This window comes from Nocardiopsis mangrovi, from assembly GCF_042653925.1.
GTDB lineage: Bacteria > Actinomycetota > Actinomycetes > Streptosporangiales > Streptosporangiaceae > Nocardiopsis_B > Nocardiopsis_B mangrovi.
On the sequence record NZ_JBHSFQ010000011.1, the window covers coordinates 14,982 to 40,308 of the forward strand.

19 protein-coding genes are annotated in these 25,327 nt (G+C 68.6%); 5 read left to right on the forward strand and 14 right to left on the reverse strand.

The window, feature by feature from the left end; genetic code table 11:
• The first annotated feature begins 134 nt into the window (after positions 1–134).
• Together ACFO4E_RS13230 and ACFO4E_RS13235 are read left to right on the forward strand one after the other, a co-directional pair.
• Positions 135–1,421 (forward strand): hypothetical protein, encoded by a 1,287-nt coding sequence (locus ACFO4E_RS13230; protein WP_378574346.1) that lies wholly within the window; start codon positions 135–137, stop codon positions 1,419–1,421.
• A complete protein-coding gene (locus tag ACFO4E_RS13235) occupies positions 1,418–3,550 on the forward strand; it encodes an ATP-binding protein (RefSeq protein WP_378574348.1) in 2,133 nt (710 codons plus the stop codon). The genes ACFO4E_RS13230 and ACFO4E_RS13235 overlap by 4 nt, the downstream gene beginning before the upstream one ends.
• Before the next feature lie 99 nt (positions 3,551–3,649).
• Here the strand turns inward: ACFO4E_RS13235 and ACFO4E_RS13240 are convergent, their stop codons facing one another.
• From ACFO4E_RS13240 to ACFO4E_RS13290, 11 genes are all read right to left on the reverse strand, one after another.
• Positions 3,650–4,699: an SEC-C domain-containing protein gene (locus tag ACFO4E_RS13240; RefSeq protein ID WP_378574350.1), complete on the reverse strand. Its 1,050-nt coding sequence runs from the start codon at positions 4,697–4,699 to the stop codon at positions 3,650–3,652.
• 162 nt (positions 4,700–4,861) lie between these two features.
• On the reverse strand, positions 4,862–7,048 hold the full coding sequence (locus ACFO4E_RS13245) for a hypothetical protein (protein WP_378574352.1): 2,187 nt from the start codon (positions 7,046–7,048) through the stop codon (positions 4,862–4,864).
• A 17-nt stretch (positions 7,049–7,065) separates the two neighbouring features.
• Positions 7,066–7,884: a hypothetical protein gene (locus tag ACFO4E_RS13250; RefSeq protein WP_378574354.1), complete on the reverse strand. Its 819-nt coding sequence runs from the start codon at positions 7,882–7,884 to the stop codon at positions 7,066–7,068.
• Positions 7,881–8,720, reverse strand: a complete 840-nt coding sequence (locus tag ACFO4E_RS13255) for a hypothetical protein (RefSeq protein ID WP_378574356.1) — start codon at positions 8,718–8,720, stop codon at positions 7,881–7,883. Before ACFO4E_RS13255 ends, ACFO4E_RS13250 begins: the two co-directional genes overlap by 4 nt.
• A gap of 137 nt (positions 8,721–8,857) precedes the next feature.
• Positions 8,858–12,616, reverse strand: coding sequence for a caspase, EACC1-associated type (locus ACFO4E_RS13260; protein WP_378574358.1), 3,759 nt, complete (start codon positions 12,614–12,616; stop codon positions 8,858–8,860).
• The gene (locus ACFO4E_RS13265) at positions 12,616–13,011 is read right to left on the reverse strand and encodes a hypothetical protein (protein WP_378574360.1); all 396 of its coding nucleotides are present in this window, start codon (positions 13,009–13,011) and stop codon (positions 12,616–12,618) included. The genes ACFO4E_RS13260 and ACFO4E_RS13265 overlap by 1 nt, the downstream gene beginning before the upstream one ends.
• A 533-nt stretch (positions 13,012–13,544) precedes the next feature.
• Positions 13,545–15,677 carry a DEAD/DEAH box helicase gene (locus tag ACFO4E_RS13270; RefSeq protein ID WP_378574362.1) on the reverse strand — a complete coding sequence of 711 codons (2,133 nt, stop codon included), beginning with the start codon at positions 15,675–15,677 and terminating at the stop codon, positions 13,545–13,547.
• Positions 15,674–16,315, reverse strand: coding sequence for a BREX system ATP-binding domain-containing protein (locus tag ACFO4E_RS13275; RefSeq protein ID WP_378574547.1), 642 nt, complete (start codon positions 16,313–16,315; stop codon positions 15,674–15,676). The genes ACFO4E_RS13270 and ACFO4E_RS13275 overlap by 4 nt, the downstream gene beginning before the upstream one ends.
• Positions 16,312–16,674: a hypothetical protein gene (locus tag ACFO4E_RS13280; RefSeq protein WP_378574364.1), complete on the reverse strand. Its 363-nt coding sequence runs from the start codon at positions 16,672–16,674 to the stop codon at positions 16,312–16,314. The genes ACFO4E_RS13275 and ACFO4E_RS13280 overlap by 4 nt, the downstream gene beginning before the upstream one ends.
• Positions 16,675–16,725: 51 nt before the next feature.
• Complete coding sequence (locus tag ACFO4E_RS13285; RefSeq protein ID WP_378574365.1) at positions 16,726–16,998, reverse strand: hypothetical protein; 273 nt, start codon at positions 16,996–16,998, stop codon at positions 16,726–16,728.
• Positions 16,998–19,193: a tetratricopeptide repeat protein gene (locus ACFO4E_RS13290; protein ID WP_378574367.1), complete on the reverse strand. Its 2,196-nt coding sequence runs from the start codon at positions 19,191–19,193 to the stop codon at positions 16,998–17,000. Before ACFO4E_RS13290 ends, ACFO4E_RS13285 begins: the two co-directional genes overlap by 1 nt.
• Positions 19,194–19,651: 458 nt before the next feature.
• Here ACFO4E_RS13290 and ACFO4E_RS13295 point away from each other — a divergent pair, with 458 nt between their 5' ends.
• From ACFO4E_RS13295 to ACFO4E_RS13305, 3 genes are read left to right on the forward strand one after another with little or no spacing between them, the layout of a single operon-like run.
• Positions 19,652–19,867, forward strand: coding sequence for a hypothetical protein (locus tag ACFO4E_RS13295; RefSeq protein WP_378574369.1), 216 nt, complete (start codon positions 19,652–19,654; stop codon positions 19,865–19,867).
• Complete coding sequence (locus ACFO4E_RS13300; RefSeq protein WP_378574370.1) at positions 19,854–20,381, forward strand: DUF6879 family protein; 528 nt, start codon at positions 19,854–19,856, stop codon at positions 20,379–20,381. Before ACFO4E_RS13295 ends, ACFO4E_RS13300 begins: the two co-directional genes overlap by 14 nt.
• A 49-nt stretch (positions 20,382–20,430) precedes the next feature.
• Positions 20,431–21,303, forward strand: a complete 873-nt coding sequence (locus ACFO4E_RS13305; RefSeq protein WP_378574372.1) for a methionyl-tRNA formyltransferase — start codon at positions 20,431–20,433, stop codon at positions 21,301–21,303.
• Between the two features lie 203 nt (positions 21,304–21,506).
• Here the strand turns inward: ACFO4E_RS13305 and ACFO4E_RS13310 are convergent, their stop codons facing one another.
• Genes ACFO4E_RS13310 through ACFO4E_RS13320 form a run of 3 tightly spaced genes read right to left on the reverse strand, consistent with a single transcriptional unit; the run spans position 21,507 to position 24,833 of the window.
• Complete coding sequence (locus tag ACFO4E_RS13310; protein WP_378574374.1) at positions 21,507–23,684, reverse strand: WD40 repeat domain-containing protein; 2,178 nt, start codon at positions 23,682–23,684, stop codon at positions 21,507–21,509.
• A 44-nt stretch (positions 23,685–23,728) separates the two neighbouring features.
• The gene (locus ACFO4E_RS13315; RefSeq protein WP_378574376.1) at positions 23,729–23,974 is read right to left on the reverse strand and encodes a DUF397 domain-containing protein; all 246 of its coding nucleotides are present in this window, start codon (positions 23,972–23,974) and stop codon (positions 23,729–23,731) included.
• 4 nt (positions 23,975–23,978) lie between these two features.
• Positions 23,979–24,833: a helix-turn-helix domain-containing protein gene (locus ACFO4E_RS13320; protein ID WP_378574378.1), complete on the reverse strand. Its 855-nt coding sequence runs from the start codon at positions 24,831–24,833 to the stop codon at positions 23,979–23,981.
• Positions 24,834–25,327 lie beyond the last annotated feature (494 nt).

The following is a 25,327-nucleotide window of genomic DNA, read 5'->3' on the forward strand; positions in this document are numbered from 1 at the left end:
TTTACCGGAACCGGCCATTCCGGTCCCTCGCGTCACCTGTGTCGCAGACGATCAGTAAAGTGATCGGAACGTCAACGTGCCGCCACGTTTCGCCACCACCACTCCCCCGATATCCCCCCGACGCTGGAGCGCGAGTGTTCGACCCGGACAGCATCCCCGATGTCCAGCGGCTCATCCGGCAGGCCACGTCCAGTGATTCCCGGCTGCTCGACGGGGTACTACGGGACGTCGCGGCCATCGGGCCCGAGGTGCGCGTCATCCAGCCACGGCAGAGCAGCGCGGTGTCGCTGGTCGCCTCCGACGGCGGCAACAACCAATTGCGCTTCAACCCCTTCACCATGCAGGTGATCCGGGTAGTGGACAGCCACGGGGTGGAACTGTTCCTGGACGTCGTCTCGCCGACGACCGACACCGTCGAACTGGGCGAACGCCACCTCGCCGACCCCGACAGCGTCCTCGGGGTCCTCATGCGCGATCTCGGGGTGTCGTCGCTGGCGGAGCTGAGCCCGATGATCCCGCCCGAGCCGCGCTTCGCCGGGTGGCCCATGGTCTTCCGCGACCTGTGTGAATGGGCGGTCCTGTACTGGCTGGTCTGTTACAGCAACTGGGGGAGCACGACCCTCATCGTCCGCGACGGCCTGCTGCGGTCACGGATCTTCTCCGGCGACCTCTTCCACACCATGTACACGCGGATGCGGGAGGCGATCGCCCGCACCCGGCGGAAGTGGAAGCGCGACGTCTTCGTCGTCGGCATCGCCAAGCGCTCCGAGGTCGTGGAGCGCTACCGCATGGCGATGTCCCTGGCGAACCTCTTCCCCACCGGCCACCCCTACTTCGCGGCCATCCCCTACGACCTCCAGCGCCGCGTCTACCAGCGCGCCGACTACATCCGCCCGCCCACCGACCCGGACGCCCACGACGACCGCGCCCATCTCGACGGCCCCGCCGACCGCGCACGCCTCGGCGACCCCCAAGCGCGCACCGACGGGACGGCCGACGGCGCCGAGCGCCCCGGCGACCGCACCGCCGACGGGGTGGCCGGCGGCGAGCGCCCGCCCGCCGTCGCTCGGTCCGCCCACGCCCCCACGTACAACATGGGGGCGATGCACCTCGTCCGGTTCGGGAGCGAGTCCGGCGACCCCGTGTGGACGGTCGACCTCCTCCACGACCAGCGCGACCGCGCCCAAGAGGTCTTCGGCACCCTGCTCTACGACGCCCAGTCGGGGTTCCCCGTGCCCTACTACCCGCTGTGCCTGCAAGAGGCCGACCAGCACGCGCACGTGGCCGATTTCGACCTCGAGATCCTCCAGGACTCCCTGGTGGAGGCGGTGCGCGAACAGGTCCCGCCCGACCGGCGCCACCTGTTCGACGCCTTCAACAAGCTGTACGTGTCCGACGTCGCCGCCCGGAGGTACCGGTGAGCCTGTTCCACAACGCCACCGTCGTCGGCACCTTCCTGGGCTTCTCCGAAGGCGGCATGGAGTTTCACGCCGACCTCGTCCTCCCCTACCGCGGCGAATTCCAGTCCTCCCCCATGCACGGCCAGTTCGTGCTCGTGGGGCTGGAGCACGACGGCGAAGCCGTGCTCGGGCGTGTGACGGCGCTGTCCGCGCACGGGCGGCTGGTGTCGCCTACCGGCGAGGACTACGCGATCCGGCAGCAGCGCGAGGACCGGCCGATCCCGGAGAACCTGCGCGACCAGTACCTCAAGTACCGCGTGGACGTCCGGATCCTCGGTGTCCTGCGGGAGAAGGACCCCGGCGAACCGCCGGTCTTCGTCCCCTCCCACCGCCGCCTCCCGCACGTGGGATCGAAGGTCGCGTTCCTGTCCGACACGATGCTGCGCCACGTCGCCGGCGCCACGGCCGACCCCGGGTCCACCGCCGAGCTCGGGTTCCTGGCCCTGGGCGAATTCGTCTACGGGGCCGGCGACCCCCGCGCCAACGGGGACCCGCGCCTGGAGATCCGCAAGCCCGCCGTCGTCCCCCGCTTCGACATCCGGCAGCTGGTGAGCCGGCGCTCCCTCGTCTTCGCGCGCGCCGGATTCGGCAAGTCCAACCTGGTGAAGCTGTTGTTCGCCAACCTCTACGGACGCGGCAAGGGCCCCACGGTCGAGAAGCGCGGCGGGCGGCGGGTACCTGTAGGCACCGTCGTCTTCGACCCCGACGGCGAGTACTTCTGGCCCGACGACAAGGGCCGCCCGGGGCTGTGCGACGTCCCCGAGCTCGCGGACCGCGTGGTGGTCTTCACCGACAAGGAGGCGCCCAGCGACTTCTACGCCTCCTTCACCGCCGTCAACACGGTCAAGCTCGACATCCGCGAACTTCCGCCGGGCCGCGTCGTGTCCATGGTGATCCCGCCCGAGCGCCAGGACCAGCAGAACGTGGTCAAGCTGCGCCAGCTCAAGCGCGACGACAATTGGCGCCGCCTGGTCGACGCCGTGCACCGGGGCGGCAACGGCACCGACCTCGCGGTCTTCAACGACGTCCTGCGGCTGGAGGCGGGACAGGAGTACGAGGCCATCGCGGCCCGGTCGAACATGACCCGCATCGTGAGCACCCTGCACGACCCGTCGAGCCGGCTGCTCCAAGCGCTGAAGCGCGCGCTGGGCGACGGCAGGCTGTGCATCGTGGACATCTCCCGGCTCCGCGGACCGCAGGGGCTGGCCCTGGCGGGCGTGCTGCTGGAGGAGATCTTCGAGCACAACCAGGAGCAGTTCACCCGCCGCGACTCCCGGACGATCCCCACCATCGCGGTGATCGAGGAGGCCCAGTCCATCCTGGGATCCGCGTCCGCCCAGGCGGAGGGGCCGTTCGTGTCCTGGGTCAAGGAGGGCCGCAAATACGACCTGGGGGCGATGCTCATCACCCAGCAGCCCGGGTCGATCTCGGGCGACATCCTGTCGCAGGGCGACAACTGGTTCGTGTTCCACCTGCTGGCGGAGAAGGACCTGCGCGCACTGCGCCAGGCCAACTCCCACTTCTCCGAGGACCTGCTGTCCTCCCTGCTCAACGAGCCCATCCCGGGCCACGGCGTGTTCTGGTCCAGCGCGGGCGAGCGCCCGTACCCCATCCCCATCCGCGCTCTGTCCTTCGAGGCCGCCCACGACGTCGCCGACCCCGACGACCGCCGGGAGCCGCTGGACAACTACGCCGCACGCCTCCGCCACGACCTGGAGGCGGAACTCACCGACGCCATCGAGCGGGCAGGCGGCGCGGTCCTGTCGACCGGCGAGGGAGCGGGCCAGACGGTCGACGCGGTGGAGACCCACATCCAAGCCGCCATCGAGGGCCTGCGCCAGCGGGAGGACTTCTACGACAGGCTCAGGTCCGAATCCGGCATCCGTTGGGGAGAGGTCCAGAACATGCTCGCCAACCGCCTCCCCGTCACCCTCACCTCGGACCCCCACGGCTGGGTCTACGAGCACAGACTCGTCGTGCGAGCCCTGGAAGTCCTCATCGGCCCCCAAGACCACGCCTGGCACACCGAACGCCGCCCCAAACCGAACGACCCTGCCCAGAACGCCACCTGGATCATGTCGGCAAGGTGATCCCACGCGAGCGGACCGTACGCGGCTCCGTCCTCCAGCCCTCACACGGTCCTGGTGGCCGGTCTCCTCGCCTCTCCGCCTCCGAGACCGGCGGCCTGGTCAGGGACGGCCGCAGCACTTCTTGTACTTGCGGCCTGAGGCGCACCAGCACGACGCGTTCCGATCGGGCGGCCACACGGGGAAGTCCCCGCCCCGGTCGTACTTCGCGGTGGCCGCGCCGAGCCGGACATCGGGGGTGAGAGCGTCGATCCCCTCCTCGGCGGCGAACGCCCGGATCTCCGCCAAGGAGATCGGGACGTCCCTGCCCTTGCTGAACTCCGTCTCGCTGCGCATCTTCCGGCGATCCAGCTCGACTTCGCGGAAGTAGGTCTCGGGTGTGACCGAACCGGCATCACGGTCATCGCCGTTGATGTCATCATCCCCGAAGCCGACGAGCAGGCCCTCGGTATGAGCCGCCACCACGTCGTCCCGGACGATATGGGAGAGCACGGGCATGCCCGAGCCATTGTCGGCTGGGCCGACCGCCGCCACGGACTCGGCCAACCCCAGGGCGGCGAACCCTTCGTCCTCCGGATCGTGGATGCCGAGCTCCGAGCGGAGCTCCCGGAACGGGTCGTGGCGCTCGGTGAACCGGTCGAGCGCATCCGGGGCAAAGCCCAGCTTCTTGCGAAGCCCTGCCCGCCACTGCGCCTCCATCACGCCGGCGAGGGTGTCCGTCGATTCGGCCTCGGTTCCCGGGCGGAGCCGGTCGGCAAGGCCGCGGTCGGACCACCGCAGTGCCGCCCTGTCGTCCCCCCGCTCCGCGAGCAATTCGGAGATCAGGTGGGCGGCCGTCCGTGCCTCGGTGTCGAGTTCCCACAGTGCGGCCATCTCCGCCCCGGCCTCATCGTCGCGTCCCAGGCCGAACAGGACGTCGATGCGCTGGGAGTAGGCGTACCCCGCGTCTTGACCGCCCTTGAACTCGGAGATCATCCGCGCGCACAGGTCCAGGCACGCTTCGGACAGCCCATCGTCCTTCAACCGGTCCGCGGTATCGAGCATGATCTCGGCCGCGGCCTGCGGATACTGCGCGACGTCGCGCTCCATCTCACCGAGCAGCGTCTCGGCCCGCGCACGGCGCTTGTCCTGGTTCCACTGTTCGTCGTTCATCGTCTCCACACGAAAAGCGTACTGAGTTTCACGAAGGCCCGCGCTCCCTTCCACAAGGCCCTCCTGCGCCTCCAAGGAGCGCCCTCGGACGCCCGGCTGCGCGACCCTGAGCAGCGCCGACCACTCGGCTGAGGACACCCTGTCTGTGCGTCCGCGCCATCCTCACCAGAGCACCTGCTTTCGCAGGTAGCGGCCCAGGCCCGGACGCGGCTGGAGGGTGAGCCACGTTCGGCGCTCCTGGGATCCCGATTCCAGGCGCGCCACCTCCCGCTGGTGTTCGGCGATCTTTCCTTCGAGGTGGGAGCGTTGCGGGGTCAGTGCCGCGAGGCGCGACTGCCGGTGCTTGCGGTACGCGGCGAATGCCTGGTCGCGTTCGTAGGCGAAACGGCCGTCGAGTTGGTTCAGCTCCAGACCTGCGGCGCGGATCCCCTCATCCGCGTCCCGCCGCTGCCGGGCGAAACGGTCGCTGATCCCCTGCCGGTCCGCCGCGCCCAGTCGTGACGGGCTGCCTCGCTGCGCCGTCGCCTGATGGGCCTTTCGCCACGCATCGAGCGCCTCTGCCTTCGCGGGGCCGATACCCGGAACGTTGACGAAGCGGCCCCCGGCCAGCCGGATACGGGCCATGGTGTAGTTGTGCGGGCCTCCGCCCGCATAGAGCTGGAAGCCCTGGAAATCGGCCGCGGAGGTGATGCCGTTGGCCTGGAGGTTGGCCACCAGCTTCGTTCCGATGCCGGAGATCTGCCCGCTCCGGATCCGCGCCTGGGAGAGGTACCGGTTGATGTGCTCCCTCTGCTGCCGGTCGAGCAGGGCCCGCGCCTCGCGCTCCTCCTCGTCCCGGAGTCTCGTCCGCGCCTCGGCCAGCTTCTGGGCGCGCGACGCCGCTTCCGTTCTGCGCCTGCCCTGTTCGTGTTCGAGCTTGCGGATCTCCGCCTCGTACCCCGTGTCCAGGCCGTCGATCTCCGCGACGACCCGATCGCGGTCGGCCCGCACGTCCTTGAGGGACCTCCGTGCGGCCGTCAACAGCTCCGTGTACTCCGCGAGTTCACGCGCGACCTCGGCGCCGACGCTCCACAGCCGCGTTCCGCGGTGGGCCCGCACGCCCCAGCCCGCGGCCGCCGCCAGCAGGGTCACGCACACCAGGGCGCCGACGGCCGCCCACATACCCGGGAGCACCGTGAAGAGCACGGCCGAGGAGCACACCAGCACGGACGCCGCCCTCAGGCCCCACCGCACGCCTCGGTGGACCGGGTAGTCCGGCGGGCGCGCGGGGAGGCCGGCCGGAGGGGCCACCTGTTCTTCCGCTCGCCCCTCCCGTCCGCCGGCTGCGGGGTCGCTCGGCTTCCCGGCCGCGGCGGAGGATGCGGGCTCGGCGGCCATCCGGTTTGCCAGCCACGGCGGCAGGGTCCCGTATCCGGAGGACCCCGCCGAGGTGGACGGGGCCGTCTCGCGCCGCGGCCAGGTCGACGGGGCGTCCAGCGCGGGCAGTCTGCGCACATCGGCTTCATGCGCGCCGTACAGCCACTCGGCCAGCTCACGGACCTGCGCGTCGCCGTGCCGCCGAAGGAGGTCGACCCGCCGTGACGCGAAGGGGTCCGCCAGGTCCGCCTTCTTCAGCAGCAGGTATTCCTCATGGTCCGGGTTGCACTCGTTCCAGAGCCGGGTGTCGGCGGCGAGCGCCCGCAACGACAGGGCGATCAGCCACGCGGAGAAGCGGTCCACGGCCGGGCCGTAGTCGGCCGCGCTGCGTTGGGGGTGCTGGTAGTTGGGATGGCCCACTTCGTCCGGGGGTTGGGCCGCAAGGGCCGGCAGGTACATCCCGTCGTAGTCGACGAGCCTGACCGCGTCCGCGGAGTCGACCAGGACATTGCCGTGCTGGAGGTCGCCGTGTGCCAGCCCTCGGGCTTCGAGGTCCTGCACCACCGCCGTGAACCGCGCGGCCAGTGAGAAGATGCGCGAGCGCGAATGGATATGGCGGGTGACCCACCGGGTGAGCGAATCGGCCTCGACCCAGTCCATGCGCAGCAGGGGGTACCAGGAGCCGCCCACGAGGATTCCCCGGCGGTGGAAGTCGGTCCCCACCGCCCATGAGGGCCGGCTGACGCCGATCTCCGCCGCGATGGCGTCATACCGCGTGAACTGGTGGGGGACGGACCGGGTGAAGCACTTCAGAGCATGGCGGCGGCCATCGGCGGTCCGCACGGGGAAGACCGAGGCGAAGTTCCCGGAGACCGGGCGGGGCAGGCCGAGCTTCGTGCGCTCGGGTTCCGCCGTCTTCAGCACGGCGTCGGCGAAGCAGAAGCCGGGGTTCTGGAGCGCCGTCTGATACTCGCCGGCAGCGGGAAACGACATGCCCTCCGCGCTCCGGTTCACCAGGCGTTGAGGTGGACGAGGGTGACATCGTCGTTGCGCATCCGGCCGTCCGACCGCTCGCGCGCCAGCCACTCATCGAAGCCGACCGTCACGCCGAGGTCGCACAGGACGCGCCAGGGCCGCTCTCCCCGCTCGTACCGGGTGAGGAACCACGCGGCCAGGGCATCGGTCGCCAGGTAGAGGTCATCGCCTCCCCGCAGGTCGCCCGTGTGGGAGAGGACGCGTTCGGCCAGCAGGGCGGTGTCGGGGTCACGGCTGCCGACCAACGGGGGGCTGGTGTCGAACGACGCGCTGTCCGCCATCGGGAAGGCGGTCAGCAGATCGTCGTCGCGGATCTGGAAAACACACGTATCGCCCAGGGCCGACGCCCGCCACCCGGCGCGCGCTTCGCCCGTGCCGTCCGCGTCGTGTGCGCCGGGTGCGACCTCGACGGTGAGCAGCGTCGCATGAGCCCCCTTCTCCAGTCCGGGCCTCTCGTACCACTTGACGGGCCTGCCCTCGTTCTCTCGCTGTTCGGTGTAGCGCGCGACGACGGCCGGCCACCGGTCGGCGGCGCGCCGGACCGCCGCGGCGAAGGACGCGGGATCCGCCGCCGCCACCGACCCGGCGAATTCACGGACGAGTTCGCCGGCCCATCTGCCCGCCAGCAGGCTTTCGGACGCACCGTCGGCCACAGCGCACCGCCAGCCCCGCGCGTCGAACTCCTCATCGGGCTGCGTCGGGCGCGCGACCGACCAGGCGTCCTCGTACTCCGCCGCGGAGTTGCCGTCCTTGGCCGCGTGGTGGACGGCGGCGCTCGCACTGAGCAAGGTCATCGAAGCGCGAGGGCTCGGGTGCCGATGTCCAAGAACTGGACGAGGGAGACCATGTCGGCGTTGTAGACGAACCCGCGGGTGGACTCCGACGTGGTGTAGCCGTTCTGCCCCGCGTACGCGCGCATGTGCGGCGGCAGGCCGCTCGACATGGCGAAGAGGGTGCGGGCGTAGGCATCGGGCAGGCCGGCGGGGTCGTCGGGGAACGTGACAGGGGTCCGGCTGGAATCGGAGACGTGCAGGTTGAAGAGCAGGACGCCGCCGTCCTCCGTCGCAACGGAGGTGAGCTGCGCCGCCGACTCGACCGGATCGCCGTCGTTGGCCTCACCGTCGGTGAGGTTCAAGACGATCGGCGGGAACCCGTACCGGTGCTCGTCGACCCAGGCGCGCGCGATCTCGGTCGCGCGGTTCAGCGCCTGGCACATGGGCGTGGAACCGTTCGCGGCGGGCTCGACCCAAATGGGGAAGTCGGTCTCCAATTCCACCAATCCGCCGGCACCGTCGGGGACCTTGCGCATCTTCTTGTCGACACGCAGCGGATTGTCGGCGATGACACTCACCGGCGCGGGACCGGACCCGCCGAGCCCGGCGGGGAGCGCCGAAGCGACGTTGCGGTTGCCGTAGCCGAGGACGGCGATATGGAAGTAGTCGCGTACGCCTTCCTCCTTGGCGCACTTGACCACGAGTTCGGTCAGCAGCCGGTTGAGCGAGTCGGCCACCACGTCCATTTTCGGACGCCGCTGCTCACCACCGATCGAGTCGATCATGGAATGCGACTGGTCGATGAGGAAGATGAAGGCAGAGGGGTTGACGCGGCTGATCTCCGCGGAGTAGCTCAAGGATCATCCTTCATGTCGAACACGAAAAGGACCAGGGACGTGGAGAACCACTGAAAGTACCAGCCGCCTCAGCCCCACGTCCGCCCATTGATCAAAAAGGTGCGGCCGAGCGACGGCCGGTGTCGGCCATCCGCCGACTATCTCCCGATGATCTCCGCCGCCAGGGTGTCGGGCTCGGCGAAGCAGCGCCAGGCGGGGACCCGGATCGTCGGGATCCCGGAGACGGCCTCGAACAGGGCCGCATGGTCGAGTGCGCGCTGTAGGCCGCGTCCGGCCGGGCCCGCGTTGGGGTCGCCGATGCCCGCCCTGTCGATGATGACCGCCACCTCTCCTCCACCCGCGGTGGGCACGGTGATACCGGCGGTGTAGCCGTCGACCGGCTCGCTCCGGCGCGGGTCGGCGCCCGCCTCCAGCAGCGCGGTGAACAACTGTGCGCGTGCCTCGTCCCGCGCCCCGGGTTCCTCCGGCGCGGGACCCGGCGTGCCCGCGGCGGCGATATCGCCCAGCAGGCCGTCGCGCGCCGCCCAGTACCCGCGGTCGCCGACGATGTAGAGCCGGGACTTCGCCCGGGTGACGGCGACGTTCCACAGGGTCTGCTCGCGGTCCGCCCAGTCCCCACTGCGTTTGAGTACGCCTTCGGCCGCCGTGGGGGACACGACGATCACGTCGCGCTCCTTGCCCTGGAAGGTGTGCGCGGTGCCCACCTTGATACGTTCGCCGGCCCTGTCCCCCAGGATCTCCTTGAGGTGGCGCACCTGCATGGAGAAGGGGCTGACGACCCCGATGCCGGCCTCCGGAGGAAGCTCGGCCCCCAGTTCCCACACCAGCTTGACCACCGCCGCGGCCTCCTCCTGGTTGCGACAGGAGTAGCCGCCAGGACGGTCGGTTTCGCCCCGCACGTCGATCCACTCGATGGCCGGTCCGCCCCTGACCGCGAGCCGACCCGGATCAGTGCGGATCTGGAGTCGGCCGCCGTAGAAGCGGCGGTTGACGGTCCGCACGATGTCGGGGTGGCAGCGGTAGTGCTCGTCCAGCCACAGCACCTCCCCACCGGATGCTGCGACGGCCGATGCGGCGGCGAGGTACGCGGAGGTCTTCGAGAAGACGAGGGAGCGGTCGTCGAGCCACTGCGAGTCGAGTCCGGCCCTCTCCTGGAGCGTTCGGTCCTCGTGGTCCTTGAGCGCGTGAATCGGCTGGATCTGGTGCGGGTCGCCGATGACCAGCGCACGCTTGGCCCGGTAGAGCAGGGGCACCAGGTCGGCGACGGTGCACTGGCCGGCTTCATCGATGACGACCAGGTCGAACAGACCGGCGTTGGGCGGAAACACCCGGGCCGACCGCGATGTGGTAGCCCACGCACGGACCGAGCGGAGGAGGCGCTGCATCCCCGACCACGAGCTCTGCTCCCCGGCGAGAACCCGGAGGCGGGCCTCGATCGCGCCCCTTCCCTCGGTGAGGGCCTGCGCGACCCGGCCGGTCAGATACGCCCTGGCGTCGCCGCGGCTCTCCTCTCGGATACCGGCGATGCGCGCGTGCTCGCGGCGCGCATCATCCGGATCGCCCGCGCGAGCCGACGCGTCGAGCCATTCGGCGTGGACGTTCAGGAACCGGCCGAGGGCGATGAGCGCGTCCTTCTCCGGGGGGATGCCCAGAGCGCGACCCGTGCGGCGGCGGTGCCACCAACCGGTCCAGCGGCTCTCCAGAGCCCCGTCGACCCGGCGCATCCAGCGGCGCACCTCAGCCGCGTCTCCGAACGCGTCAACGCTCACTCCAGCGGGAAGCCGATCGGCCTCGCGCCGCCACACCGGCGCGAGGACGGCGAGCTCCCGTTCGGCCTCGGCCACGTCGTTGATCGCCTGACGCGCGCGGGCGATCCGGCGCTCGTGCGCGTCGATGCGCTCCGCCGCGGTCGGGGCGTCCACACGCTCGAACCGCGCTGAGAGCATGCGATCAAGGATGCCCGGCTCGTTCTTGCGAAAGTCCCGGTTCCCCGAACGCACGATGAGGTCGGCCTGCGGCAACAGCCCATTGACCCGCTTGACCACCACGTCGACGGCTTCGTTGTTGGTGGAGGCAACGAGAACGGACTCCCCAGCCGCCACGGCCGTGGTGACGATCGAGGTGATCAGCTCGCTCTTGCCCGTGCCGGGTGCGCCGGTGGCGACGGTGAGCCGCCGGGTCATGGCGGCGATGCGCACCTTCTCCTGCGAGTCATTGCCCGGCCCAGTGATGACGGGGCGGAACGCCGGCGCAGATGGGGTCGTCCCAGGCGAGGCGGCTCTGTCCGATGCCGTAAGGGCGCCCAATGCGGACGTGTGGATGTCTTCCACCTTGAGCGCCCATTTCCCGCCGACGGCGAGGTCCGCCACGAGACCGCCCACGGCTCCGCTCGCGGGTTCGGCCACGTGGACCATCGCGACGTTCTGCGCTCCGGCCGGCCTGAACTGCACCACCACGTCGTCGCCCAGCGCGCCCGGCTTCAAGTCCTCACGCGGGAGCCCCAGCGCATGGAGCAATGTCCGTGCTTTGTCGCCGAGCCCGGCCACGCCTTGCCCACCCCAGTCGGCTTCGAACGCCGCGACCAGTTCGGCTACGGCGTCGGGCGGGAGGTCCGCGGCCGTGCGGAGCAGACCCTCGTTGAGCTGAGGTTCGCCCACGGGAACGAGGAAGACAGCGTCCCCCTCGACCTTCGCCTCCACATCCATGGCGATCAGAGGCGCCACCCTGCGATCACGCTGGCCCCGGGAGACCGTCGAACGCCCTACGTCCACCAGGACCGCCGGGTAGCCGTACCGCAGCGATTGACCGGTGCGATGGGCCTCGCGGGCGAGGTTCGCGGCCCGCCCGGTCGCCCGCCAGCGGGTCTCCGCGCCGCTGAGCAATGTCTCCGTGCCCATGACGCACGGAGCAAACCACTTCCCTTGTGCCTTGGGCAACTGCTGAAGCAGGCTTTCGCGCTCCAGACAAGAGCGGTAGTAGCCGAGGAGCGAGCGCCACTGGTCAGCGTCGAACGGCGCGTCGGGGCGGGCGGGCCGCCTCGCACCCTCGGAGAGGGGCGCTGGGCCGGTCGTCGTCGCACCGGCGGCTCCGTCTTCTGCCGATTCCCCGCCGGGGGACGCGAGCGGGGTCGCCGTTGCCGATCCGATGTGGCGTGCCAGTTGGATGCGACCCTGAAGGCCATCGGTGAAGACCGTGGTGCGCTGCCGTCCGTCGCCTTCGAGCGCGCGCTCGACGTGCAGATTCAGGTCGGTCGGGTCGATCCAGCCATCGCCATCGGCATCGCCGGCGTGGCCGGCCAGCCCATGGGCGACGGCCGCGCTGAACACGGAGGGCTGGACCCGGGAGCTGTTGTCCCCCTCGTGCGCCTTCTGGGTGGCACCGGATGCCGCCATGACATATGTGCCCTTGGCGTCTTTGAGCTGGCGCCCGACGTCGATGGCGTCGATCTCATCGTCCGCGCTGCGGGTGCCGAACCCGTCGGCGAAGGCGCCGCTGTGGCAGCAGTCGAGGAGCAGCACCTTGCCGTCGGCTCGGGTGTCACGCAGCAGCCCTTGGAGCTTCTGAGCGGAGATCGCAGTGCTCATCAGCCGGTTCGGCCGGGAATCCCGCAAGAGCAGGTGGAGGTTGCCGTGTTTGTCGGTCATGCCATGGCCGGAGAACGACACGAACACCAGATCATTGGGCGTGCTATCGGTGAAGACCTCATCAAGCGCCTCAATAGCATCCGTGTAGGTAGGGTCAGGAGGCAAGGACTTGACACGGAAGTGCCCGTTCTGCTCCAGCGATTTCTTGATGGCTTTCACATCGGCAGAGGGCGATTTGAGGTCGGGGAACGCAGGGTCGTCGTAACGATCGACCCCGATGAGGATGGCCGTACGCTTCCTATCGCCCCGCATCAGTCACCGCCACCGTTGCCGTACCGGGGATCGCCGCCCCCCAACAGCTTCACGTACGCTTCGACGTCGGCGCGCGTCACTCGCTGCCCTTTGACCTCGATGCGGCGCCCGTCGACCTCCACGGCCGCCGAACGCTGTCCGCTGGCCTCCAACCAGGCCGTGATGACCTCCACGATGTGGGGCAGGGTGGTCTTGAGCGCAAAGCCCGCGAGCGTGATCGCCCCCGCGACCGTCGCGAGATCGGCGCGGGTTTCCGGCTCGGCCGCGCCGCGGGTCAACTCCACGGTGTCGATGGGGAGGCGTTCGAGCCGCAGGAGGAGCGTCCGCGTGTGGGCATCTGCTTCATCGGGGGTGACGTCCTCGTCGAAGCGGATGAGGAGGTTCAGCTCGTGCACAGGCCGTCCATTCGATATGCCAGGGTCCCGGTCGGTCGGAAGGGCCCGAATCCACGGAAAGTCGGCGCCCTTTTCAATAGCTATAGCATCGCTGCGACAACGGTATGACTTGAACAGGGGAAATGACCTGATCCGGACATCGGCCTCCCCGACATCGCCCGAATTATGCAATGGGCCGCAGCGGACGCAAAACGTTGTCGCCGCGTACTCCGCTGGACAGCGGAAACGCTGATTCGTAGGGTCATAGCCCGGCGGTTCCCAATGATCCGCCGGGTCACCGTCGGCCAAGCCCCTTCCCGGCGGCGTGCGCGTCGAAAGACGACACAAGAAGTCGAGACGTGGAGCCCTACCATCCCCCCTGTGACCCGGATCGGTGCGCGTGAGCTTCTCGACAGGCACGAGCGCTCGTGGCGGGAGCGCCTGGCGAGTGTTTCGCTGGTCCCCGACACCGATATCCCCCTCCCTATCCTCGAACGCGCCGGGCATGCGCTCGGAATGGTCTTCACCGGGGCGCGGGACCGCAACGCGGCCCCTCACTGCATGGTGAAGCGCGCTTTCTCCCGGAGCACGGCACCGGCCGCATCGACATCGGCAAGGCGGGCCGCCAGCGTCCGCGCGGCGAGGTGCGGGGGGAGGGCGGCGGTGAACTTCAGGCCCGCGAGGGCCTTCCCGCTGACCTCGGGCAGGGCGATCCGGTCGACCGCTCCGGCGGTCAGCGCGGCCCACTCTGTGGGACCGACGTCGTCACGCAGCCGCAGGAAGTGGTCGTGCGGCTGCTGGCCGGGATCGGCCGCCCCGGCGAGCGTGGCGCGCAGGGTGAGGTTGGCCCGCGTGCCCGCCCACGTCCACCATCGGACATCGCCGCCGGAGGTGCGGGTGATGACCGGGCCATCGGGGTGCACGTGGTCGGCGTGGCGCTCGCGCGCCTCGGCCAGGGCCGCCGTTGCGCGCTGTGTCCTCCGGACGGGCGGATCGGCACCCAGGAGCACATCGCGCACGGCACGGGTCAGCGCGAACGACGCTCCGGTGCGGTCGGCGGAGTCCCAGCGTGCGGTGCCGCCGTCGTCCGCCGGCTCCACGTGGCACCTCTGCCGCTTCCAGTCGACCCACGTGACCGCCCAGCTTCGCCCGGCGAGCAGCAGCCTCCTCGGGCCGCTCCCCTGCTCTCTCGCCGACAGCAGTGCCGGATTGGCGCGCCCGATCTCCGTGCGCCCGTGCAGCACCACGAACTCCGGCGGAGCGGTGAAGACGGAGGTCAGCTCCATGAAGTGCCGGCGCCCGAACCTGCGCTCCGCTGCGGGTCCGACCATCAGCATGCCGCCGTCGCGTTCCACGAACCCCTCGCGCAGCAGGTGCGCCACGATCGGCTCCGCGTGTGCGAACGGCTCCAGCCCGGGCCACCACTCGGCCCATAGGCGCTCGCCGACCTGGGCTTCCTGGAGGCACAGGGCCAGCAGCTGCTGGGCGATGATGTGCCGCGGCTCGGGGGTGGGGTCCACGGCCTCCACCCAGTGCCTCCCCCACAGGTGCAGCAGTGCCGACGCCCTCAACAGCCCGTGCTCGTCGGTGGCAAGGAACAGGCAGTTGCGCTCGGCGCCGGAGCGGCGCCCGGTGCGGCCGATACGCTGCAGGAAGGAGGCGACCGTGCCGGGGGCGTTGATCTGGATGACCCGGTCGAGGTCGCCGACGTCGATGCCCAGTTCCAGAGTGCTCGTGGCGACGATCACGCAGTCGCGCGCCTCGGCGAACGCCTGCTCCGCGCGGCGCCGCTCGTCGACGGCCAGGGAGGCGTGCGACAGGAACGTGGTCACACCGCGGAACCGCAGTGCGGCGCCCAACTGCTCGACCGACTGCCGGGAGTCGCAGAACACCAGCCGCTTCTGCCCGGCGTGCAGCGCCGCGATGACCTTGGCCGCGTTGTCGAGCGAACCCACGTAGTCGAATTCCACGTCCCCCGGGGGCGGCTCCGCCGGGACCGCGGCGCCCGGAAGGCGTACCCCGGGGGCGATGACGCGGCCGGGCCGGGTGCCCGCGCCGCTGCCCTGCAGCCAGGTGAGCAGATCATCGGGGTTTCCCACGGTCGCCGACAGCCCGACCCGCTGGATGGCGCCGGACCGCAGCCGGGCGAGTCGCTCCAGGACCGACAGCAGGTGCCAGCCGCGGTCGTCCCCGGCGAAGGCGTGCACTTCGTCGACGACGATGGCGCGCAGTCCCGAGAACATGTCGCGGTGGTCGACCTTCGTGCTGACCAGCATCCCTTCCAGCGACTCCGGTGTGGTGAGCAGGATGTCGGGGCGCCGGCGGAGGATGCGCTGCCGCGCGGCGGTGCCGACGTCGCCGTGCCACAGGTCGGCCGACCGGCCCATCCACCCCGCGTAGCTCTGCACGCGCGGCAGCAGGTTGTTGAGCAGCGCCTTGATGGGGCACACGTACAGCAGCGACGTCCCGGACCAGCCGCCTGCGGCCATCGCCGACAGAAGCGGGAACAGCGCAGCTTCGGTCTTGCCCCCCGCTGTCGGCGCCAGCAATACCGCATCGTCACCCGCCACCAGCGGTCCCAGCGCGTCGCGCTGCAGCGGACGCAGCCCCGGCCACCCCAGCGTGTTGACCACGTGGTGGGCGAGGGTGGGGTGGAGCAGGTCGAGGCTGCTGCCGGTGGCGCTCACAGGTCGAGTTCCACCTCGTCGGCCGAGTCGGCGCGCTGGGTCCACGCGTTGCGTTCGACGTCGGTGAGGTCGGCGCCCTTGATCTCCACCCGGTAGTGGACTCGCGGGTCGAACTCCTCGATGCGGTCCACCCGGTCGACCACGTCGACGAGCTTGCGCAGGAACATGCGCGGCGCGACCCCCACCTGGCCGCCGAGTTCCCCGGCGACGGTGCGGGCGAAGTCCATCAGGTAGGTGTCGTCGATGCGCGCACGGACGCGGGCGGGCTCATCCGCCCCCTCGGCGTAGAGGTCGCGGATCGCGATCCCCAGCAGGTGCAGGCGCTCCAAGTCGAACCCGGGCAGCCGGATCTGGGGGGCCAGCAGGTTGTCGAAGCGCGGGTCGGGCAGGAAGTCGGTCGCCAGCCGCTGGGCGAGCGGGGCCAGCCGCTGGATCCCCTGCGGGCCGTCGTAGAACGCGGGGGTGCCGGTGATGACCAGGTACAGCCCGGGGAATCGGCCGGCCGCGATCTCGTCGAGCAATTGCCGCAGCGCGTTGAGCCCCTTGTCGCGGGTATCGGTGCGCGCCCGCTGCAGGGTCTCCAGCTCGTCCAGCACCACGAGCAGGCCCGGGTGGCCGCAATCGCGCAGCAGGGTCAGTAGCCCTTGGAGCGCGGCGAGCGCGCCGAAACGGCTCCGTTCGGAGCGGCGAACACGGGGTGCCCGGGGTAGAGGTTGTCCAGGAGCTGGCCGGTGATGTACTGGCGCGCCGGAGGCAGTTGGCTGCCGGCTTCGATGCGGATGCGCGCTCCGTGCGCCAAGGGCTCGACGTGGTCATCGATGGGCGTGCCGAAATCGGTGTCGTTGCGCCCGTAGGCACCGCGCATCAGACCCCGTAGCTGCGCTTCAATCTGGGCGCGCTGGTTGTCGAGCTGCGCGCGGGCCTCGCGGCGGTCCTCCGAGCCCCAGTTGGGGGCCTTCTCCTCGATAACGCCGGGCTGGAGCAGGTTCTCCATCATCAGCAGCCGGCGGGCGTCCTGCTCGCGATCGGCCGACAGGAGGTTGGGGATTCAGGCGAGGGTGGCGGGCGGCTCGGTGAACTCGTCGCGGAGCTCCTGCACGCGGGTGCGGGCTTCGGACGAGCTGTGGCTGCCCTCGTCGAAGGGGAAGTCGATGACGACGCGCAGCGCCCCCTGCGCCTCCGGCACGAAGCGGTGCCGCTCCAGGGACATGGACCCGCCGGAGCGGATCTTTCCGAAGTCCAGCTCGATGAGGCGGCGGGTGCCTCGCCACACGGTGTGGGTGCGCGTGACATCGGGGTCGAGGCCGAGTTCCTGCCACATCAGCCGCTTGAGTCGTCTTCTCGGTCCGGTGAGTCCGGGAAGGCCAAGAGCAGTCGACGCGCCTCACTGTCGTGTTCTTGGGCTTCCGCCGGGGACCCGTGGCGCGTCAAGGCGACGGCGAGGTGACGGAGCGACCGCGCCAGAGACCACCGGTCGTTCCGGCTGCGGAACGCTGAGCATGCCTGACGGTGAAACGCGATGGCATCCTCAACCCGTCCCAGTAGGAGACACACTTCGCCGGTCGTTTCCCACGCGGCGGCTTGAAGATCAGGTCGGCCGACTCGTTGGAAGAGGACGGCCGCCTGCTGGAGATGGCTCAGGGCTTCGGTGCCCATTTCGCTCGCCAGCGCGATGCGCCCCAGTTCCAGCAGGGCGAGGGACTCGAACAGCTTGCCGTCGGCCTCGCCCGAAATGGCCAATGCCTGCTCGGCCGTCTGCTTGGCCGTTGCGAACCGCCGCTTCCGTCGGTGGGCACCCGCAAGAAGGGTCAATGCCTCCGCCTGCTCCAGCGGCTCCTGCGCACCGGCCAGAAGGGCCACCGACTCGCTCAACAGCGTCTCGGCCCGATCGAGATCGCCCTGTTCGAGGACCGCCCACCCGAGATTGCGCGTGAAGGCGCCGATGTACACAGGGTCATCGAGCTCGTTCACCTGCTCCAGTGCCTGCTCGAAGCGGATCCCGGCGTCGTCGAGACGGTGAGCGAACATGTGGCACACGGCCAGGCCGTTGGCGGCTCGGGCGTGCCCGAACGTGTTGCCCAGGTCCTGGAAGATCCGCAACGCGGCCTCAAAGCACTCTGCGGCCTCGTCCAGGCGGAAGAGGTGCCGGTAGGCGATCCCGAGGTTGTCGAGGGTGATGGCCTCGCCGTACGGGTCTCCCGCACGGCGCGCGGATTCGAGGGCGGTTCGCTGGGAGGGGAGCCAGGCGTCGGCCGGCTCTCGATCAGCGATGACCATCGTCAGAACGGCAGGGATCTGCCAGGCGATCTTGTCCATCCCCGTGACGCCGGCGATACGAACCGCAGCGGTGAGGTTGTCGCGTTCGGTCTCATACCAGGCGATGGCCGCCTTGCCATCATCGAAGGCCATCGGCTCGACGCGGTCACTCAGCGGCTCAAGGGCGAGCGGCATGGTGTACGTGCATGAGCCGGCTTCGGCGGCGGCCGCCGCAGAGTGGAGATACCAACCGAGGACGCGTTCCAGCGCGGCGCGTCGTTCCTCCTCCGATTCCTCACGCTGCGCCTGGTCCATGGCGTAGGCACGGAGCAGATCGTGGAATTGGTAACGGTCATGGCCGCATTCCTCCAGCAAGTGTGCACCGGCAAGGCCGTCGAGGTGGCGGCGGGCGCGTACCGGCGTAGTGGCCAGGAGCGCCGCAGCGGCCTCCACCCCGAATTCAGATCCGGGGTGCAGTCCCAGCAGCCGGAACATGCGTGCGACAGGGGGTGTGAGAGCGCGGTATGACCAGGCGAACACGGTACGTACGGCGTCCGCTTCGTCGGCTTCCTCTTCCCCCGTCGCCGACAGCGCGTCCCATAGCCCGGACTCGTCACGCAACTCTGAGATCAGGTCGCGCAGTGGCATGTGCGGTCGTGCCGCAGCCCGTTCGGCCACGATCCTGAGCGCCAGCGGTAGCCGGGCGCACAGGCTCGCCAGCTCGTCCAACTCGGCATCGTCGTCATCAGCGCGATACTCGGCGATGATGGTCCGCAGCAACAGGACCGACTCGGCTTGCGACAGTGTTTCCACACTCACACGATGCGCTCCTTCCCGTATCACCAAACCCGACATGCGGGTGCGGCTTGTGATCGCCACAAGGCAACTGGTCGAACCGGGTAGCAGCGGCCGGATCTCCCTTGCTGTTGCGGCGTTGTCAAGGACGATGAGTACGTACCGTCCGGCTGTCGCAGAACGGAACAGTTCCGCACGTGACTCCTCATCACTGGGGATTCGCTCCGCCGGCACATCCAGTGCACGTAGGAAGCGCCCGAGGACATCCGTGACGGCCACTGACGGGCCCGGGTCGTATCCATGCAGGTTGACGTATAACTGCCCGTCCGGGAAGTGATCCTTGATCCGGTGTGCCCAGCGGATCGCGAGGGACGTCTTTCCCACCCCGGCCGTGCCGATGACGACGGCGATGCGCAGCCCTCCGGACTCCTGGGAGGCACCGGAACCTTCCACCAGGGTGTCCAACCGCAACAGTTCATCGGTTCGGTTGACAAATCCCCGCACGTCACCCGGTAGTTGGGCAGGTCGGGAAACTGCGGTGAGAGCCGCTGCGTGGAAATGGACGCCTCCGCTGACATCACTCGCCTGGACCACATTTCCTGCTGATCCCGAAAGGTCATTTCGGGCGTCCGTCCGGCGTGCGGAATCGGCGCGGCGCTCCGATCCCTGATCGGACTTCCTCTCCATCATTCCTCCTCCCGTCACCCAGTCAACGTCGCCGACCAGGGAGAACCTCGTATGGAGTGTCGCGCTCGGGGATACACCGGAAGAAGCCCGCGACGTGAAATCTCCCGGGCACGTGGAGAGCCAAAGAGCACAAGCCTAGCGAGCGGGTGACGGTAGTAGGGTGGCCGCGGGTCGGTGGTTCTGGACCTGCGCCGTGCCAAGCGATGGATCGCAACGTCGAGAGTCGGGAATGGATTATGAAGATCGAATTCGTCGGTGGTTCCACCGGCCAGGGCGGTTCACCGCGGTTGTACCGGGACGAGGAAAGCGGTGACTTCATCGTACAGGGATATACGGTGACCGATCCGGAAGATCTCGACCAGATGAAAGTGCCTTCCGGAGAAACCGTCGTCCGTGTACCCGCGTCGCTTTTCACCTACGCGCCGAAGGATTACCTAGATGGAGTCGCTTGACGCCGATGGTTGGGCGAGCCTTTTCAACGCCGCCCGCGAGTCGGCTTGCCATCTGGAAATGCGCGACCACTACGCGGTAGAGGAAGAAAAGTCCGACATTGAGAAATGGCGGGCCGGAAAATGGGGTCCTGAGCAGGACGCCGCCAGCAAGGCCGGGTGGCTCAAGCTGATGAGGGACACCGCGGCGCGCGGCGTTCGCCTGCGTCGCTTGCGAATCATATCTGAACCGGTGACCGAGTACATCAGGTTCGAGCACGAGGGGACGCCGCAGAATATCGCTGCGGGGGAAGACGTACGGTGGCTGCCTCGGCGGCACGCCTCCGGACTGGCTCTTCCGGGAAATGACTGCTGGGTCATCGACGGGAGAACAGTCCTGTTCAACCACTTCACGGGCGAAGGCGGTTGGGTCGGGAACGAACTCAGTTCCGATCCCGAGGTGGCACGCATCTGCGCAGACGCTTTCGAGTCAGCCTGGAAGATCGGCGTTCCGCACGCTGAGTACATCCTGACGTAACGACCGGTCCGACCATCGCCATCATTGCGTCACCAAAAGAAATAGGGAGATGTCGACTCCTCTCAGAATAGCTGTGATCTCCTCCGGCCCTGAAGAGTTCTCCACGATCCATGCGGCGTGCACGGATTCCGGACACGTCCCCGTCGCGTATCTTTACGGCCGCTCCCTTCGTTCAGGCGGCCCGAAACTCGATGACGCAGGAACGACAACCGCATCGATCGTCGAATCCCTTCCACAGGGAATGGACCTGATAGTTCCCGGAAGCACTCGCGGACTTGCGGGCACCCTACAGAACTACCGCCCCGATGTACTCATCGTGTTCGGATTCGCTTGGAAGCTCCCTCGCTATGTCTTGGACATCCCGAGGCTCGGAGCCATCAATATTCATGTCTCGCTGCTGCCGAAATACCGGGGGCCTGCGCCTCTGCCATGGGCGATTCGCAACGGGGACTCGACCGGCGGTATCACCGTTCACCGGATGGATGACGATTTCGACACCGGCAACATTCTCGCGCAGAGTGGCGGGATCCCCCTTGCGGATGACATCAGTTGGGCGAGTTATTGCGTGGACGCGATGCCCGTCGTTCACAAACTGGTCCGTGCATCGTTGACTCGAGTGGCGGCCGGTCACGTCGGCGATCCGCAGGACCACTCGGCAGCGACTTACGCCGGTTTCATGGAGCCCGAGTTCTCCGTCGTACGGTGGTCTGACAGCGCCCGAACGATCCACAACCAGGTCAGGACGCATCGTTTTATGCGTTCATCAGAGCATCCGGTGGCCGAGATCGGCGGGTCCTGGCTGCGCGTGATGCGCACCAGCATCCAGCCGGCTGACGGGCCTTCCGTTACCTGTGGTGATGGAAACCCTCTGTGGATCACGGAATCCCAGGCAGGGCGACCGCCTGGCGGGGGGCAGGACTGACGAGGGGTGGGCATTCGGCCGGGCCCGCCCCTCCTCTTGTGATTGATACGTCTCCCACCGCGTGGAAACCGCGGGGCTCGCCAATCCGGCATCGCGACAGGCGCTGCCCGGCATCCTGCGACCACGAGTGCCTTGATGATCGGCAGTACGCCCTGGTCGGGCGTCGGGCCCCGCTCCGGAGCGGGGCCCCGACAGGCTGGGCTTCAGGCGCCGGTGCGGACGTCCATCACGTACAGGCCCGAGTCACCGACCGCGGCCAGGCGCTTGCCCGCCGGATCGAAGGCGGCGTCGACAACGGCACCGTTCACCTTCAGCCAGCGCACCCGGCTCAGATCAGCGAGTTCCGCCAGTCCGATCCTGCCGTTGGCGGTGACGATCGCCAGATGGGCGTGAGTCGCCGCGAGGCCGTGGATGTGGCCGATGCCCTTCGCGCGCCACCGCACCACCACCGGCTCCGTGTCGGCTTTCAGATCCCACACATGGAAGATCAGGTCCCTTGCCAGGCGGTCGGCAGGATCGCGAACGTACTTCGTGGCGGCTCTCACCACTCGCCGGCTGTCAGGGGTGAAGCACACGGACGCCCCCGGGATGCCGCTCATCCCCAGCCGTCGCTCCTCCCCCGACACCACGTCGACCACGGTCGCGGGCTCGCCCCGCCCCTCGATCACGGCCCACTTCTGGTCCGGGCTGAAAGTGACCTTCTTGTTCATCCCGTGACGCTCGATGTGGATGTGCTCGTAGTCGTCCACTGCGCGGTCGTCGATGTGGCGCTGCAAGGCGGCGGCCGCCTCATCGGTCAGCCGAGGGAACGGGCAGACCTTCCACTCTCCCGGGAGAAGGGCTCCGTTCTCGGCGTCGACGAGTCTCCAGCCATCGTTGCGATACGCGCGCGCCGCCAAAGCAGCCCCATCAGGGCTCCACACGACCGTGCGCATCGTCGTCGGCCGTGGGAACGCCTCCGCCCCCGGCCCACTCGACCAGATCCGGACACACGACTCGTCCCCCGTGGCGATCAAGCCCGTCTCAGCCTGCCATCCGATGTCGTGTTCCGGGTCCACGCGAAGGTCGGTCTCGCTCCCCTTGAGCGGAGCCATTCCCGCTCGGAATTCAGCGGCCGTGCGCGGAACCTCCCAGACCATGTGTACGGGGTTGCGGTCGATCCAGGTCAGGGCCCCGAGTCTCGCTCCATCCGCCGACCAGGTGGCGGCTTGGAACAGCGTCTTGCTCCCCCTCTCCTGGCCGTCGTGCTCCCAGAGCACGGCCTGGTCGTGCGGGTCGACGACCTTCAGCGCGACTCCGCCGCCCAGCGCGAGCATCCTGCCGTCCGGGCGCCAGCGCAGGCCGTCATGAGCCGCGCTCAACCGGTCGTCCGTCCACGTTCGCTGTTCATTCGAGGAACCGGGATGCGCCCACAGGGTCAGTGAACGGCCGGCGGCCAGAGCCACCAGACCTGCGAGCGGATGCCACGCCAAGGCGGAGGCGATCTCAGAGGGACCGCCCTGGTCGGAGGAGAGGTGGACGAATTCCTCGTCGGCCCCGAACCGCCACAGCCACGGTCCGCCCGCACCGGCTATCGCCAGGCTGCGTCCGTCCGGGGCCCACGCGATGGCCGGCGCCTTCATCGACCTCTTCGGCAGGGTTCCCGTCGCCGCCGTCTCCGCCCACGTCGCCGTGTCGAACACGATGACGGTGTGCACGTGCTGCTCCACGGTGATATCGGGGAAGTCGTACTCGTCTCCGGGCTCGTACTTCTTCTCCGCATCAGGGAACCGGTCGCTCCTCCCGACCACCGCGATCCGGCCGCCGTCGGGGCTCCAACGGACGGTGTCGAGCGAAGCACCGGGCACCGTGATGACGTGGACCTGTTCCCAGGTGTGGGCGTCCCAGACCCGCACGGACGTGTCGTAGGAGCCCAGGGTGGCCAGGCGGCGGCCGTCCGGGCTCCAGTCGAGCGACACGACAGGGGCTCTGTGCCCCGTGAGAACCCGCTCCAATTGCCGACCGGGCGGGGGAGGCGAGAACGGCGGCGCGTGCTCCAGCCGCATCGCCGGCAGTGCGTCGCCGACGTGCCGAAGCTGGGCGGCGACGGAGGGGCGGACCATGAGCCTGCCGTGGAGGGTGCAGGCGAGGTCGCCTTCGCTCAGATGCCCCACCAGGAGGTCGGCCTCTTGACGAAGCGAACTCCGAAGCTCGAAGGCGTAGACGTCCTCGGGTTGCCGAGCGAGATGAGCGTCGATGTCGCGTACGAGTTCCGCCGGATCGCCACCGAACAGCCGATCAACGAGAAACCGCAGGTTCCGCAACCGTCCACCCGTGTCGTCACTGGCGGAGACGTCTTCGAGCGGTGCGGAATCGGGACCATCCGGTGTCATCGGCGTCATGCGGCAGAGCGTAACGCCCGACGCTCATGCCGCTGGAGACGACCTCAAAGCACCCCAGCACAGGCAGAGCGGACAAGTGCTGACCACTCGGCCGAGGAGAAGGTCAGGGTGGCGGCGTCCGGGGCCTTCGAATCCCGGAGGGCGGTGGCGCCGGAAAACTGGGCAACCTCCAAGCAGTTCTCGTTGGCCCCGCTGTAGGTGCTCTTGCGCCAATGAGGCATGGACACCTCAACGCAATTGTTGTTCACCCCGCTGTAGCTACTCCTACGCCACACCTGGTCTTCGGGCACAGTCTCACTCTTCTAGGGACTCGATGACGTCGTTGATGAACTGGAGGGATCGTGCCGGACTCAGAGATGATCCCTGAGCACCACCAAACGTGGAGTTGAGGTCCGCCAGATCGTTGGGCTCTTCTACGTACACGCTGGACGTCGGTGTCTCGACGTACCCGATGCTCGCGTCCGTTGGGTTGGGGAAGTCCATGATGACAAAGCTCCCCACTGTCGCCGGATGCGCTCCTGCGGAGAACGGTAGTACGTAGATGTTGATGTTGTGACGCGCGGCCATATGCGTGAGATGGCGAAGCTGAACTCTCATCACTTCGGCGGACCCCACACGACGCCGCAATGTGGCCTCGTCGAGGATCACCCAGTAGGTCGGAGGATCAACACGGTGAAGGATCTCTTGACGCTTGACCCGGGCAGAGACCCGCTCTCGGATCTCCGCGTCGCTCCGAACCAAGTTGGCTCGAAAGATCGCCTCCGCGTAATCACCCGTCTGTAGCATGCCCGGGATGACCTGGCATTCGTAGGTCCGAATGACGGACGCTTCCGTCTCGAAGTCCGGCAATGCCATGGTCAGGACGTCCTTGTACCGAGACCACCAACCACGCTGCTTCGCCATCCGAGCACACTCATGCAGCTCGGACCGGACGTCCGGGTTCTCCTCGGCGTAGTAGTCCAGGAGCGCGTCAAGCTCGTCAGCCTGCACGGACTTCTTCACCCCGGTCTCGATCCTGGAGACCTTCGTCTGCTGCCAGCCGAGGTCCTTGGCCACCTGACCGGTCGTCTTGCCGGTTGCCTCTCGGTATGTGCGCAGCCTGGCGCTGAGTCGGCGCCGCCTGACGCTCGGGCTGTAGGGCTGTTGCATGCGTGGCACTCTATCGACCATCCTCATTTTTGCATTATCTAATTTTTCTCTTGACTCATTGGGTTACCTATCGTCACTATGAGTAGTGTCACCTAAGGCTGATCGTGACAGTCAGACGACGACTATGCAGGAGGTTTCTTCATGTCCGCAGTGGCTCTACCAGAACCAACTCGCGAGAGTCCCCGCCTCCGACTCCTCACCGAGCTCGCCGCCACCATCCGCCTCATCGGCGGGCACGCTCTCCTCTCCCTCGCCTCCGACGAGTTTCCCGTCCTCTACGTGCGGCAGCGCAGGCGCACCGTTCCCGTCGTAGCTGCTCAAGGGCCGCAGGGCACGTGGTGGTTCGTGTGGGGGCGGGACTCGGTGGCGCGGGCCGACCGTATCGAGGCGGCGGCTCGCCACCTCGCGGGGGAGGCACCCCCACCTCCCGTCACACCGCCGACCGCCGCGTCAGCGACCTCCCGCTGGCCCGGCCGCCTCCTGGGATTGGCCGG